This is a genomic window from Coleofasciculus sp. A1-SPW-01 (assembly GCF_040217205.1).
In the GTDB taxonomy this organism is placed as follows: domain Bacteria; phylum Cyanobacteriota; class Cyanobacteriia; order Cyanobacteriales; family Coleofasciculaceae; genus Coleofasciculus; species Coleofasciculus chthonoplastes_A.
In genome coordinates this window covers 1-14,898 of the sequence record NZ_JAVJNP010000107.1, presented here as the reverse complement: position 1 = coordinate 14,898, position 14,898 = coordinate 1, and the positions used below count along the sequence as shown (strand labels likewise).

Genomic DNA, 14,898 nt, shown 5'->3' with positions numbered 1-14,898 from the left:
TTTTTCAATGCCCCTGATGGTGTTGCCTTGATTACCAATCAATACCAACCGAATTTATCCTTACCTGGTGGCGAAATTATCATCAATGGTGTTTCCGGAGTGGCGATTAGTCCAAATCCAGATAATTCGGCGGCGACTATCAGTTCAATCACGATTGACTCCAGAGACAGGATGACAGTCAATGGCGCAATAAACGCGAGTTCTCAGGTAGGGAATGGTGGAAATATTACCCTGATTGGAGGTGGGGATATCGTTACGTCTGATATCGTGTCTTTAGGCGCATTAGGTGGAAAAATTCAACTCAGCAGTCAAGGTGCGATCGCGCTCAATGGCTTACTCAATCCCTCTGGCTTAACTAGAAGCGGTGATATCCTCCTAGAGGCGAATGATGATATTACCACATCTCAAATTTTGTCCGTGGGAGGGTTGGCAGGTAATATCAACCTGACTAGCAATGGCACGATATCGGTCAATGATAATCTGATTAGCAGTATTAGTATCACCCAAGAACCTGGTACAAGAGGTGGAGATATTATTATCGATGCCAAATCCCTATCTTTAAATAATAGCGCTCGCATTGTTACCTTCACCCTGGGTGCGGCGAATGGGGGAGACTTGCAAGTGACAACCACCGACTCGGTAGAATTTCAGGGACTATCGAGTAATCCAGTCAACCAAAAATTGTTTGAAGCGTTATTGGCAGAACTAGATAGTCTCCCGGAGAACATATCAGCACCCATAGCCGCCGCGTTAAACTCTACAGAAAACCCCATCCTGGGACAAATTTCTGGGAGTGGTTTGTATGCGCGAACAGCTATCGGCACAGGAAATGCTGGAAATATCGACATTGAAACAGGACGATTATTAAGCCAAGATTTAGGACGAGTCACCACCAATACCATCGGTCAGGGTGATAGTGGAAATTTAACCATAAATGCTGATTTAGTGGAAGTGATTGGCAGTTCATCACCCGATAATCCAGGTGGCTTATTCTCGCAAACCAACGGATTTGGAGATGCTGGTAATTTAACCATAAATACAGACAATCTGATTCTCCGCAATGGTGGATTAGTCTCAGCCTCAACCATATTGTTTTCTGGTGATGGCGGAATTCTAACAGTAAATGCGGCTGAATCTATCGATATTATTGGCACAACCCCAGAGGGAAACTTTCCTAGCGCCATTGGTAATATTGCCAGAGGCACCGGCGATGCGGGAAATATCTTCGTGAATACACAACGGTTGATGATTCGTGATGGCGGTGCGATTGGTACAACTACCTTTAGCCAAGGGGATGGTGGTGATTTAACCGTGAACGCCTCCGAATCAATTGATATTATTGGTAAAGCCGCCGTCGGTGAGATTCCCAGTGCGATTTCGGTAGATACGTTTTCCCTATTAACCGATGCGGGAAATGCGGGAAATTTACAGGTGAATACCCGACAGTTAAGGATAGAAGATGGTGCCTTTATCTCCGCCTCCACCTTTGGTGCAGGGCAAGGGGGAAATTTACAGGTTAATGCCGATGAATCAATCACCTTGAGGGGGCGTTCCATTGATGGATTTCCCAGTGGATTATATGCTCAAGGATTTGGTACCGGAAATGCGGGAGATTTGCAGGTGAATACGGATCAATTAAGAGTTGAGGATGGCGCGAGAGTAACCGTAGCCACGGGAACGATAGCGGATGATACGCAGCTTGCGGCTAGTTCCTTGAGTTTTGGGTTGGAGCTAGAGGTTGAGTTTAGTGATCAAGCCACCGGAAATGCTGGTACGATGTGGATTGACGCTAATTCCATCCAGCTTGATAACCAAGGGTCGCTAATTGCCAGAACCATTTCGGGTGAAGGCGGTAATATCAATCTTCAAGCAGAAGATTTAATCGAAATGCGCCGCAATAGTCTGATTTCGGCAGAAGCTTTGGGGGGTCAAGGCAATGGGGGAAATATTACGATTGACACCGAATTCATTGTGGCGATTGAAGACGAAAACAGCGACATTGTAGCTGATGCCTTTGGGGGTGATGGCGGAAATATTAATATCACCGCTCAAAGCATTTTTGGGTTAGAAGCCCGTCCCCAGCGCACACCAAAAAGTGATATTACTGCCAGTTCTCGATTTGGGTTAGACGGTACTGTGGAGATTAATAGCCCTGATGTTGATCCCAGTCGGGAGTTAAATCAATTACCCACCAAACCGATAGATGTGCGAGGATTAGTCGGTCAAGTGTGTCAAGCTGATGCTGGACTCAATCAAAGTAGTTTTGTTGTAACAGGACGCGGCGGTTTGCCCCCTAAACCCAATGAGTTACTCCGAGGAGAAGCAGTATTTGCTGATTGGATTTCTTTGGAGTCACCAGAAAACAATAGTGATAATACTACGGCAACTCTCCCCGATAAACCGACTCAACCGCGCCAGATTGTAGAAGCTAAGGGATGGATTCGAGATGAGCAAGGTAATGTTATCCTTACGGCGGAAGCTACTAACATGACATCTGGGAATCCCCCAGTTAATCCTAAGTTCTGTGAGTAATTAAGAAGGCAGAAGACAGAAGGGGGTGACTTACTTAGATTTAGTATTAGCAATACCCCTCACCCCCAACCCCTCTCCCAACCCCCCTCGTTCCCCCCTACAAGAGGGGGGATGACAGAGGATGCTATCGCTTTTTTGGCTGGAGGGATGACAAAGGATGCTTCGCTTTTTTTGCATGGGAGAGGGGAGCAAGAATAAACAACGTCGTACCCCTATAACATAATCTTGTTGGGATAAAATAGATGAAAAACAAATGGTATCTACCTGTTCGTAATAAGTGCTTTAGCGCCGTTCGTAGTAAGCGCTTTAGCGCTAATCAATGGGGTATCTCATGGCTAATATTAGCCAGTATCACCGCCATTTTATGTATAGTCATTTCCCCCGTATCCGCAACCGGAATCGGACAACCCGAACCCCAACCCGCAGCAATTGAGACAACAACCGCTAACTCCTCCCCAGAAGCCTGGGTAAAACAAGGGAGAACCTTCTACGAAACAGGTCAATATGCTAACGCTGTAGAACTCCTAGAAAAAGCAGCCCAAGCCTATCAAACCCAAGGCGATACCATTAAGCAAGCTACAGTCCTGAGTAATCTCGCCTTAGCCTATCACCAACTCAGCCTATGGTCTGAGGCAAACGACGCCATTTCCCGAAGTTTAACTTTACTACAAACTGAACCTAACCGCGACGTTTCTACCCATCACCTGAATGTCTTAGCCCAAAGCCTAACGATTCAGGGGCGTTTACAACTGAATCAGGGACAACCCGAACCAGCCTTAGCCACCTGGGAGCAAGCCACCGCCCTGTACAATCAATTAGGCGATAAAACAGGTAAAATTAAAAGCCAAATTAACCAAGCGCAAGCCATGCAAGCCTTGGGATTTCATCGACGGGCATTACAGTTACTCCAGCAAGTCAGACAAACCCTGGATAATCAACCCGATTCCATCACCAAAGCTGTCGGCTTGCGATCGCTCGGGGAAGTGTTACAATTCGTAAACGACTTGCCCCAAGCCCGTCAGGTATTAGACGAAAGTTTACAAATTGCCCGCCAGTTAGAATCCCCCTCTGATATCAGCGCCGCCTTATTCAGTCTTGCCAATACCACCCGTCAACAGCAGCAAGTTGAAGCCGCCCTGGAGTTCTATGAACAAGCGATAACCGCAGCCCCATCTCCCTTTATCCAATTACGGGCAAAACTGAATCAACTCAGCTTACTTATTGAAACCGGAAATCACCAACAAGCGCAAACCTTAGTCCCGCAAATTCACAGTCAACTCAACCGTTTACCCCTTTCAGATCAAGCGATTACATCTCGGATTAATTTTGCCGAAAGTCTAATCAAATTAGTAGAGACGCGCCATGGTGCGTCTCTAAACCAAGACATTGCCCAAATCCTAACAACAGCTATCCAGCAGGCGGAAACCCTGGAAGATAAACGCCTCCACGCCTATGCATTAGGAACTCTGGGACATCTCTACGAACAAACCAATCAACTGCAACCCGCCCAAGAATTAACCCAAAAAGCTTTAATTCAAACCCAAGCAATTGAAGCCTGGGATAGTCTGTATCCTTGGCAATGGCAATTAGGGCGCTTACTCAAACAGCAAGGCGATATTCAAGGGGCAATTGCCGCCTATCAAGGGGCGGTGGATACACTGCAATCCCTGCGTAGCGATTTAGTTGCGGTTAATTCTAATGTTCAGTATTCCTTCCGGGAACAGGTTGAACCCATCTACCGGGAGTTAGTCGAACTGCTATTACCAAAAGATGAAACTCAAGTGAGTCCAGAACAACTCGAACAAGCCCGTCAGGTGATTGAATTACTCCAAGTTGCCGAATTGGATAACTTCTTTCAAGCGGATTGTATCACGGCTCAACCTGTAAATATTGATACGATTGACCAAGAAGCTGCCGTACTTTACCCGATTATCCTATCTGATCGCTTGGAAATCATTGTTCATTTACCCAATCAACCCTTACGCCGTTACACCACCTTTGTCTCCAAAACTGAATTAGAAAGCACATTAGAGGACTTACGTCAAGGCTTAACCCAGCGTACCAGCTTACGATTTCTCCCCCTCGCCCGGAAAGTCTATGACTGGATTATCAAACCCGCCGCCGCCGATTTAGCCCAAAGTGAGGTAAAAACCCTAGTCTTTGTATTGAATGGCACGCTGCGGAATATCCCGATGGCGGCGTTACACGACGGGGATCAATTCTTACTGCAAAACTATGCGATCGCGCTGACTCCAGGGTTAGAATTGTTAGAGTCCACACCGCTTACCGAACAAAAGCTTGAAGTATTAACGGCTGGACTTTCCGAATCCCGCCTAGACTTTTCCGCCCTCCCCAATGTAAAAATCGAACTCCAACAAATTCAATCGTTTATGCCAGGTAAATTGTTACTCAATCAGGAGTTTACCAAATCCACATTAGAAAATACGATGGGTAACGTATCATTTCCCGTTGTCCACCTCGCCACCCACGGTCAGTTTAGTTCAGAAGCCGAGGGAACCTTTATTATTACGTGGGATGATAAGCTGAATGTGAATGAATTGAGTTCCTTGCTCAAAACCACGGATTTGCGTCGCACCAATCCCATTGAATTACTGGTACTCAGTGCCTGTGAAACCGCCAAAGGCGATGATCACGCTGCATTGGGATTAGCGGGTGTCGCCGTGAGAGCTGGGGCGAGGAGTACGATAGCCACATTATGGTTAGTGGATGACGCGACGACGGCGGATCTGATGGTGAAATTTTATCAGGTACTCACCGAGGATAAAGTGAGTAAGGCTGAAGCCCTGCGTCGCGCTCAATTACTGATTTTACAAGATCCAAAATATCGGAAACATCCCTATTTCTGGACACCGTTTGTATTAGTTGGCAATTGGGTTTAACGGTTATCGGGGTGGTTTCACTATGATCATTTCTGGTTTAGCCAAATGGGAAAAAACCGCCCCGACAGGGTTTATTATCCATTATAGATATTGTCGGGATTGCGGGAATTATCGCGGTTGTAGGGGCGAGCAGGGCGACCCGATAAAATTAATCGGTGGGTGGTGTTAATTTTGTGCGGCGGGTCGCCCCTACGATTCTTATACAAGGGGATGAGGAGCGCGATATCGCTATATTACCTGTGATTATGTGGGATAAACACCTTGGGCAAAAGGATATGGCACGTTTCCCACCTATCATGTTCGCCGTCGGCACGTTTAGACTTGAATAAAAAAGGATAAATCAAAATGTCTAAAGAATTAGTGGATTTGATGAAACAAGCAGACACCCTCACACCTGATGAGCAATTGCAGTTCATCGCTTACTTAACCCAGAAACTACGACGGTGTGAGATGAAGCAGAAACCCCGCCGTAATGTGACAGAATTTGCGGGAATCGCTCCTAATCTCCTCAAGGGTATGGATGCTCAGGATTATGTCACCCGCCTGAGGCGTGGGGAGTTTCCAGATTTAGAAATTGCCCAAATGGAATTAAGGAAAGAGGAGTGAACATTACAGCAAGCCTCCAGGGTGTGACGCGGTTGTTTTTGGACACGGCACCAGTTATTTACTACATAGAGCGAAACCCACAATACTGGAGAGCCCAAGTGTTAGTTCTAAATGATTTTAATGGTACTGAGTCCAGGTAAACAGTTATGGCGGTGGAAACCGCAGATAAACAAACGTGCAGAGTTTTGGATGTTTGTAGTGAGGACTTTAGTCCTCTTGCCAGGGGCGAATCAAGCGCCTACTACAAACAAGATTAGCGACTCACGATAAACGCTAAAATTGCTAATCCTATTAATGTTGGCGTTAACCAATTACCCCAGCGTACATACAGCGTCTGGGTTTGTCGCCGATAAACTGTAGCCGCATGAATCTGGTAAGTATTAATCCCAGAAAGCCATAAGGTTCTCCCGTGAGGATCGACAATGCCAGAATAGCCTGTATTCGTTGCCCGTACTGCCCACCGATCTGTCTCAATAGCACGCATCACATCTTGGGCGTGGTGTTGGGCGGGCATGGTTTCACTATAATGAGCATTATTGGAAGCACTGAGAATAAACTCACCGCCCCTAGCGGCTTGATGGCGGAAATGATAGGCAAAGGCTGACTCATAACAAATTCCCGCGATCGCACGACCAAACGGTGTGTCAAACTGTTGGTTGGGTTGACCTGCGGCTAAGTGGGCATCTAAGGGGGAAAGGCGATCAATTAAACTACCCAATAGTTCCTCAAAGGGAATATATTCGCCTAACGGGACGAGAATCACTTTGTTATAGCGGCTGATGGTTTCCCCTGTACCTGTAATCGTAAATAAACTATTCGTCAGGCTATCTCCTTTTTCACCAAACGCCCCCAGCCAAAGCAGTACACCTTTGTCTAAAATAGCCTCTTTAAAGCGATCGAGTTTGTATTGATAAAAGGGAACGGGTGAGCGAAATTGGTTAACCTGTTCATCCCAGATAAATGGCAAAGCCGTTTCCGGTGTTAGGACAGCTTCTACTCCTTCATCCGCTAACGCTTTGTAACCATTGGTATAATTTTCAATTGCCCGACTCAAACCATCTTGGTAAAGTTTAATTGTGTTAGGAATATTCCCTTGAATAATACCAACCTTGAAGGCGGCTTGAGTTGGTTGAATCAGCGGACGACTGTAGAGTCCCAAACCAATCAGATGGAACCCGATGAGTAGTCCTAAAGCTAGGATAAATTTCTGCTTGGCATTAGATCCAGTGACTCGTTTGTTTTGATTAGAGAAATAACTAATTCCCGCTTCCGCGATTAACCCATTCACCGCGACAACGGCGGCGGTTACTGTAAACGGACCCGAAATCTGACCCAGGTGTAAAATCAATAAATTATGGGGACTTTGGGTATAAGCCAGAGATGTCCAATTGAGATCTCCTAAAGTCCAGAAGGCTTCTAAACCACACCAGAGGGCAATTCCAACTAAGACGCGAGTAACTGTCCTAAACTTTGCACCTTGACGATTTAAGAGTGAATTGAACGCCGTCATCCCCACCGCCCACAGCACCACCAGAATCGTCCCCCAGAGGGTAATAAACACCCAGCAAAAAAGCGCGATCGCTAAACTGGCTAACCAGGGTACTCCCATCCAATCCATGGGATGAACACCTGTAATCCAAAATAGGGCTAACCCTTGATAACCAATCCCCCAGCAGAAACCATATAAAGCCGTCTGGCGCAGACTTTGACGGGTGACGACTAAGAACCATAAAGGCACTAAAGCAATCCACGCCAAAGACCAGGCTTCTACAGGGGATGGAGTTAATCCCATGAGGATACCACCCAGCAGGGATAATAAGATAGGAGACGCTTGCCAAAGTTGCTTAGGAATTTGCATAGTGACAAAGGACTTAAGGGGAATGTCGCTGACTTCAGCCCTCAACTAAAGTTGGGGCTAAAAGCACCAAACCCGTTGAAACGGGTTCAAAGAGTTAATTCATTTATTTCCAGGCTATGCGAGTCAGCGCCATTTAGCACTACTCCAGTAATCCGAACTCTGATTTACAAGGAAAGGGAAAGTCAATTGTCAATTTATCATAGTTTTTCACTCACCCGTTTTCAGTGTTGAATTAACTCATATTTTATCGTCTCTGCCATTAGATTTGAGATTACCATGGACAGCCAGCCAAATACAGGGTGGGTGAGAGCTTGTCCATTCAACTCGGTGCTTTTGATGGGCGTCAATCAAAACATAATCGCCAACTTTTAGTTCAATTTTAGACCCATCATCATAGATAAGAATTGCTTCCCCCTGAAGCAGGATCACCCACTCATCCTGCTGCTGATCATACCATTCTCCTATTGGTGTAGTTTGCCCTGTGGAGACAATTCGCTCAATTAACACGCTATCACTAGAGACTAATGCCTCAAATTGTTCTTCATTAGACAGTTGGGAGGGGAGATTAAAAATATTTGGCATATCTCATGAATAATAAAAAATGTTAAAAATAACGTACTTCACGAACTTGAAAACCACTGTCATGGGAGCTGTCATGGGATTGGATATCATTTAGAAAATAAATCTTGTAAGTACCTGGACATAAATTCTGTCCGCTGTACTAGGAAATGTTAACAAGCCTCAAATTATTACTGTTCCCTGTTAAGAGTCCCCTAATTTCAACCGTCAACTTTCCTTTGTCCGACTACTTATTCCCTTTTACCCTTTACCCTTTACCTTTTAAGCTGTCATGCACTTAAATTGGGTATTAGTAGCGAGCAAGATGCAAAGCCTGCGGCATGGCTTCGCTAAACGCACTACAAGGCTTTCGCCGTTATTGATATTAAGGTTTAAATACCGAACAGCTTACCCAAGAGAATAGGCTAGTAGACTTGAGAAACCAGGAACATTTCTCACCGTACTAGCCCAAATTAGTTGTTTGTGTTGGAGTTGTTTCTTAATTGTCTTCTATTTTTTACGGCTATGACATCGGCAATAGTTATCAAATAATTTTGCGCGACTTTGCGGATGTCATTTGAGAATAGTTATGACTAATTATTCCCTAAGCGGCACTTGTAACTTGAGTCGCTGAACATCTCCCTCTTCTCCCACAGCCGGAAATAGGTCAAGGGGATCACCAGAGTTGAGGGTATCTCCAACGACAATTCGTAGGCGATCGCTAATGGCAAAGCTTGAATCTGTAGAATTCACTCCTGCTGCATCTGGAGCAATGGGCGAGTTGGTATTGAAGAAAGAACGGTAATCCTTGGATAGACTGCGACGTTGTACAGTCCGCAGGGATTCACCGGATAACGTAACCGAATTGTCATTAGCGCTAAACGGTGAGTCTGACTGAGCTTGGGCAAGGGGGACTAAGCCAAAGACCGCAGTAGTGATGCTTAAAACAACAAGTGTGTGGCGTCTCATGAGCGCTCTCCCTGGTTTTATAGTGTTGAAAACTTGCTACTGTTGAGACTGATTATACTTTTCAGCATACCAAGAGTTTGCCGATAAATTTACAATGGGATTAATTTTTTATTGATTTGTTGACCAAATTTGTTACCCAGTTTACCATCTACACGCTGGGTAATAATCAATAGCTCATTCTGGTCATTCACCCGCATGGTAGGAACTGCGAACCAAGGGACCCGAACGGACATGAGTGAAACCCATGTCTTTGGCGATCGCACCCAGTCGCTCAAATTCCTCAGGAGTCCAATAGCGTTGCACTCTCAGGTGTTCCAGGGAGGGACGCATATATTGCCCTAGAGTGAGGCGATCGCATTCAGCACGGCGTAAATCCTCCATGGCTTCGATCACCTCCGCTTCCGTCTCACCATGTCCTACCATTAATCCTGACTTGGTGGGAATTGTCGGGTCAAGGGCTTTGACGATACGGAGAACATCCAGCGATCGCTCATATTGGGCACCCCGGCGCACTTGTCCTTGCAATCGTTTTACGGTTTCAATATTGTGGTTATAACAAGCCGGACGCGCCTGAACCACCGTTTTCACCCGTTGACGCTGCAACTCGGTTGGCGTTTGATTCTCCTTACCTCTCCCGCCCCAAAAATCTGCTGTTAGTACCTCAATTTGGGTCTCTGGATTCAGTCGCCGGATGGCATCCATTGTGGCAACAAACCAACCCGCACCCTGATCGGGTAAATCATCTCGCGCCACTGATGTCAGTACCACATACCGCAATCCCAATAACTGAACCGATTCGGCAATTTTCTGGGGTTCTTCGGGATCAAGGGGCATCGGAGAATGACCCTTATCCACTTGACAAAATGCACAAGCACGGGTACAGGTTGGACCCATCAGCAAAAAGGTCGCCGTTTTATGGGCATAACACTCTCCGCGATTAGGACAGCGCCCCTCTTCACAGATCGTGTGAATTTGCCGTTGTTTCACAATGCGCTGCACCGTGGAGATCTCACTGGCGTTACCAATGGGGCGTCGTAACCAACTGGGTAGGGCAGTAATTTCCTCTCGCCAACGGTTTTTAGCAGACAGATTGGGTTGAGTCGGCAAATCCATAATAATTGTGGTGAGCTATCAGCAACGGTGTTACTCTGTACGATACAAATGGTAAAGCATTTTACTCGGACTCTGATTTGATCCGGGTTTTGCTCTCAACCAACCAAGCAGATTAATCTAGAATCATGGACATAAGTGCTTTTGGGTTCGATCTCCAAACAGCAGAAGAGTTACAGGTGTCAGTCAGTCATCCGTTGTTTTCCCGAAAACAGACTCTGTGAGGTCTGTCTGAGTGGAGTTATGGGGTCTGGTCTACCTGGGCTGAAGACGTTTTTCTTTTATCTCTCCAAAGGAGTCAGTCGTGGCAAGCCATAAAATATTAGTTATTGATGACAGTAGAGTCATCCGGATGCGTGTTAAAGAAATGTTGCCGCCCGGTAACTTTGAAGTGTTAGAAGCCAAAGATGGTATTGAAGGTCTTAATCAGATCCGCCAGGAGCATCCCAACCTAATTATGTTAGATTTTCTGCTGCCTAAAATGAGTGGTTGGGATGTTTTTCAACACATTCAAAGTGATGGTACTCTCCAGAGCATTCCTTTAGTATTAATGTCAGGTCGTAAGGAAGAAGTAACGGAGAAGATACCGGAGCCGTTTGAGTATTTTGCCTTCGTCGAAAAGCCCTTTGAAAAGAAACAACTGGTTGATGCGATTAAGGAAGCAATGGCGAAGGCGAAAAAACGCCCCGTTATGGCTCCGCCCCCCAAAGAAGAAGCCCCTGCGGGTGAAGATCCTGGTGTTTCATCAGACGAAGTTCAAGCATTAAATGCAAAAATTGAACATTTACAGTCAGAAGTTGATGGGTTGAAAAAACAAATGGGACAACTCGTTTCATTTATTAAGCAAAAACTCAAGTGACCTTCAGCATAACCGAGATTTGAACTCGGTGAGACTATGAAACGGCTCAATTCCTATTTAAACTCAGAGCGCCTCCGGCAAGTTCTCACATTGAGTGCGATCCTTGCCGCTTTTGGCATTAATGTCTGGGCAAATATCGCGCCGATTGGTGGACTAACAATCGGCGAAATCTCCAATACTCTCTTTGGGGAAATTAAGATTATCCCAGCCAGCTATGCTTTTGCTATATGGGGAATCATTTATCTGGGTTTGATTAGTCTGGGGATCTATCAGGTATTGCCTAACCAGCGGCAAAATACTTATCTGCGTCAGATGGGCTATGGTTTAGTGCTGGCGAGTGTTGCCCAGATTGTTTGGGTATTTCTGTTCCAGTATCGCCAGTTTGCGCTGTCGCTGGTGGCGATGCTGGGAATTTTACTGCCACTGATTCGAGTGTATTGGCGGTTGGGTATTGGTTCTGTCAGGGTGTCTCGGAAAGAGAAATGGTACATTCACATTCCCGTGAGTATCTATTTGGCGTGGATTAGTGTAGCCACAATTCTGAATGTGGCAATTGTACTCTATGACTTTGGCTGGAATGGATGGGGGATTGACCCCTCGGTTTGGACGGCAATTGTCCTACTTGTCGGGGCGGCGATTACAGCAACGGTGATTATTCAGCGATCGGATATTGCCTATCCTCTAGTGATTGCTTGGGCTTATGGTGCGATCGCGGTGCGTCATACGGATACCCTGATGATTTCCGGAGTCGCTGGGGGATTCGCGATCGCGTTTATTCTATTCACTGGGTTGAAACGTTACCGCGACTGACAGATAGGGGATTATTTTTAGCTGTTTAATGTCAATTTGTCAATAAAAAATAAACTTTTGTAAAAGGTAAATTTTCATACAAAAAACTGCATAAGGGTCAACTCCTGAGAGACACAAGAGGGCAGAGAGGTCAACATCTGACATCTGCACACAATTTTCACTACAGAGGAGAGACTCTTATGGCATCTCACGACAAATCCTTCTCCACCTCCACCGAATTAGCTCTGATGTTTGGTAATTTCTTTGGTGTAGCAGAAGCTGATAATTTATCTATTGACACGGATAGTTCAGGTACAGCAACTGAGAATTTTGCTCAGACACCTCAAGCCAACATCGTTTCAGGTAGGCAGACAAGCTTAGAACTCACTGACAACAGGACTCAACAGACAAAATCAACGACAACGCCAAATCTGTTAGCCGCTCAGACTCAAACCTCTACAATCAACGTTAACTATAACGGTTTTTCCACCCAAGCTCAAGCGGCATTTGAATACGCGGTTGATATCTGGGAAAACCTGATTGTTTCGCCAGTGCCGATTGAAGTTGAAGCCAATTGGACTCCTTTAGGAACAGGTACTCTTGGTTCTGCTGGAGCAAATGATTATTACAGCAACTTTACCAATGCTGCCTACGCCGATACCTGGTATCCCATCGCCCTCGCCAATAGTCTGGCTGGCTTCGATTTAGATACCACTGCCCATGATATTAATGCTCACTTCAATAGCAATGAACCGAACTGGTATTTTGGCACTGATGGCAATACACCAACAGGAAAGACTGATTTTGTTTCTGTTGTCTTGCATGAGTTAGGTCATGGCTTGGGGTTTCTGGGTAGCATGGATTATGACTCCAACACTGAACAAGGGAGTTGGTGGAGCCAACCCTTAATTTACGATCACTTTACGGTGAATGGTTCGGGTCAAAAACTTATCGATACATTTCCGAATAACTCTGTTGCTCTAGGCGCTCAACTCACCAGTGATAACCTGTTCTTTAATGGGAGTAATGCGGTTGCTGCCAATGGTGGCACGAATCCTAAGCTGTACGCTCCGAGTACATGGGACTCTGGTTCTAGCTATGCCCACTTGGATGAAGCGATTTATGAAAGTGGAAATTCTAATGCTTTGATGACACCTCAAATTAGTACAGGAGAGGCGCACCATGATCCGGGTGCGGTAACATTAGGAATCTTTGAGGATTTAGGTTGGGTTATCAATTTAGCTGATTTGTGGGGGTGGGGCTTTAATGTCACTCCACAAGCCCTCGATGCGGGTGATAGTTTCAATATTGATTTTGACATTACCAATACGGGGAGTAGCGCGGGTGCTTTTGATGTTTCCTTCTACCTTTCCAGTAATAACTACATCAGCACTGTAGATCATCTGTTAGGTAGTACCACGATTAATGGGTTAGCTGGGAACAGTACACGCTCCTTTACCACTAGCTTAAACTTGCCCAGTGTTAATCATTCCTTCTGGAATGGAAATGGCACATACTACATCGGGATGACGGTTGATTCTGGTTCAGATGTTACGGAAGTCTATGAAACCAATAACTCAAATGTCGGCTTTTTGTTCGACTACGATTATGTAGCCATCAATAATACTCAATTAGCTGACTTATCCGGTTCAGATTTTGATATCACTCCACAATCCCTGGATGCGGGTGATAGTTTCGACATTGATTTTGACATTACCAATACAGGGAGTAGCGCGGGTGCTTTTGATGTTTCCTTCTACCTTTCCAGTAATAACTACATCAGCACCATGGATCATCTGTTATATAGTGGCACGATTAATGGGTTAGCTGGGAACAGTACAGGCTCGTTTACCACTAGCTTAAACTTACCTGGTGTTAATCATTCCTTCTGGAATGGAGATGGTACATACTATATCGGGATGGAAGTTGATTCGGGGTCAGATGTTACGGAAGTCAATGAAACCAATAATTCTAATTTCGGCTTTTTGTTCGACTATGATGATGTAGTCATCAATAATACTCAATTAGCTGACTTATCCGGTTCAGATTTTGATATTACTCCACAATCCCTGGATGCGGGTGATAGTTTTGACATTGATTTTGACATTACCAACACGGGGAGTAGCGCGGGTGCTTTTGATGTGTCTTTCTATCTCTCCAGTGATAACACGATTAGCACCACGGATCATTTATTAGACAGTACCACGATTAATGGGTTAGCTGGAAACAGTACAGGCTCCTTTATCACTAGCTTAAACTTACCTGATGTTAATCATTCCTTCTGGAATGGAGATGGCACATACTACATCGGGATGCTGGTGGATTCGGGAGCAGATGTTACCGAAACGAATGAAAATAATAACTCAAATGTCGGCTTTTTGTTCGATTATGATGATGTAGTCATCAATAATACCCAATTAGCTGACTTATCCGGGTCGGATTTTGATGTCACCTCAGAACCTCTGGATGCCGGTGATAGTTTTGACATTGATTTTGACATTACCAATACAGGGAGTAGCGCGGGTGCTTTTGATGTTTCCTTCTATCTTTCCAGCAATAACACGATTAGCACTGTTGATCATTTGTTAGGTAGTGCCACAATTAATGGGTTAGCCGGGAACAGCACAGGTTCCTTTACCACTAGCTTAAACTTGCCCGGAGTTAATCATTCCTTCTGGGATTTATATGGAGATGATACCTATTACATCGGGATGCGG

Annotated in this window: 10 protein-coding genes; 6 read left to right on the top strand and 4 right to left on the bottom strand. The window is 45.3% G+C overall.

All coding sequences use genetic code 11. From position 1 onward, the window contains the following. From RH949_RS16270 to RH949_RS16260, 3 genes are all read left to right on the top strand, one after another. A partial coding sequence (locus tag RH949_RS16270) for a beta strand repeat-containing protein (protein ID WP_446354531.1) occupies positions 1–2,532 on the top strand: 2,532 nt, incomplete at its 5' end. 242 nt (positions 2,533–2,774) lie between these two features. After that, positions 2,775–5,432, top strand: a complete 2,658-nt coding sequence (locus tag RH949_RS16265; protein ID WP_446354529.1) for a CHAT domain-containing protein — start codon at positions 2,775–2,777, stop codon at positions 5,430–5,432. A 345-nt stretch (positions 5,433–5,777) separates the two neighbouring features. Beyond that, positions 5,778–6,038 carry a hypothetical protein gene (locus RH949_RS16260; RefSeq protein ID WP_446354527.1) on the top strand — a complete coding sequence of 87 codons (261 nt, stop codon included), beginning with the start codon at positions 5,778–5,780 and terminating at the stop codon, positions 6,036–6,038. 253 nt (positions 6,039–6,291) lie between these two features. Here RH949_RS16260 and lnt read toward each other — a convergent pair whose 3' ends face one another. The 4 genes from lnt to lipA form a co-directional block, all read right to left on the bottom strand. Continuing rightward, positions 6,292–7,896, bottom strand: a complete 1,605-nt coding sequence (lnt, locus tag RH949_RS16255) for an apolipoprotein N-acyltransferase (protein WP_006103315.1) — start codon at positions 7,894–7,896, stop codon at positions 6,292–6,294. A gap of 237 nt (positions 7,897–8,133) precedes the next feature. Further along, a complete protein-coding gene (locus RH949_RS16250; protein WP_446354525.1) occupies positions 8,134–8,478 on the bottom strand; it encodes a cupin domain-containing protein in 345 nt (114 codons plus the stop codon). 573 nt (positions 8,479–9,051) lie between these two features. Next, positions 9,052–9,423: a hypothetical protein gene (locus RH949_RS16245; RefSeq protein ID WP_006103140.1), complete on the bottom strand. Its 372-nt coding sequence runs from the start codon at positions 9,421–9,423 to the stop codon at positions 9,052–9,054. A gap of 183 nt (positions 9,424–9,606) precedes the next feature. Beyond that, a complete protein-coding gene (lipA, locus tag RH949_RS16240; protein WP_446354523.1) occupies positions 9,607–10,536 on the bottom strand; it encodes a lipoyl synthase in 930 nt (309 codons plus the stop codon). 301 nt (positions 10,537–10,837) lie between these two features. Between lipA and RH949_RS16235 the strand changes: the two genes are divergently transcribed. From RH949_RS16235 to RH949_RS16225, 3 genes are all read left to right on the top strand, one after another. After that, the gene (locus RH949_RS16235; protein WP_446341491.1) at positions 10,838–11,392 is read left to right on the top strand and encodes a response regulator; all 555 of its coding nucleotides are present in this window, start codon (positions 10,838–10,840) and stop codon (positions 11,390–11,392) included. A gap of 36 nt (positions 11,393–11,428) precedes the next feature. Beyond that, entirely contained in the window at positions 11,429–12,202 is a 774-nt protein-coding gene (locus tag RH949_RS16230; RefSeq protein WP_006103296.1) for a tryptophan-rich sensory protein, read from the top strand. A 179-nt stretch (positions 12,203–12,381) separates the two neighbouring features. Further along, positions 12,382–14,898: CARDB domain-containing protein (locus RH949_RS16225; protein WP_446354520.1), on the top strand; the 2,517-nt coding region annotated here is incomplete at its 3' end.

Bases quoted from the DNA above. Each gene is read 5' to 3' on its own strand.
- RH949_RS16265 (WP_446354529.1), top strand. From the start codon at position 2,775: ATGAAAAACAAATGGTATCTACCTGTTCGTAATAAGTGCTTTAGCGCC.
- RH949_RS16260 (WP_446354527.1), top strand. From the start codon at position 5,778: ATGTCTAAAGAATTAGTGGATTTGATGAAACAAGCAGACACCCTCACA.
- lnt (WP_006103315.1), bottom strand. From the start codon at position 7,896: ATGCAAATTCCTAAGCAACTTTGGCAAGCGTCTCCTATCTTATTATCC.
- RH949_RS16250 (WP_446354525.1), bottom strand. From the start codon at position 8,478: ATGCCAAATATTTTTAATCTCCCCTCCCAACTGTCTAATGAAGAACAA.
- RH949_RS16245 (WP_006103140.1), bottom strand. From the start codon at position 9,423: ATGAGACGCCACACACTTGTTGTTTTAAGCATCACTACTGCGGTCTTT.
- lipA (WP_446354523.1), bottom strand. From the start codon at position 10,536: ATGGATTTGCCGACTCAACCCAATCTGTCTGCTAAAAACCGTTGGCGA.
- RH949_RS16230 (WP_006103296.1), top strand. From the start codon at position 11,429: ATGAAACGGCTCAATTCCTATTTAAACTCAGAGCGCCTCCGGCAAGTT.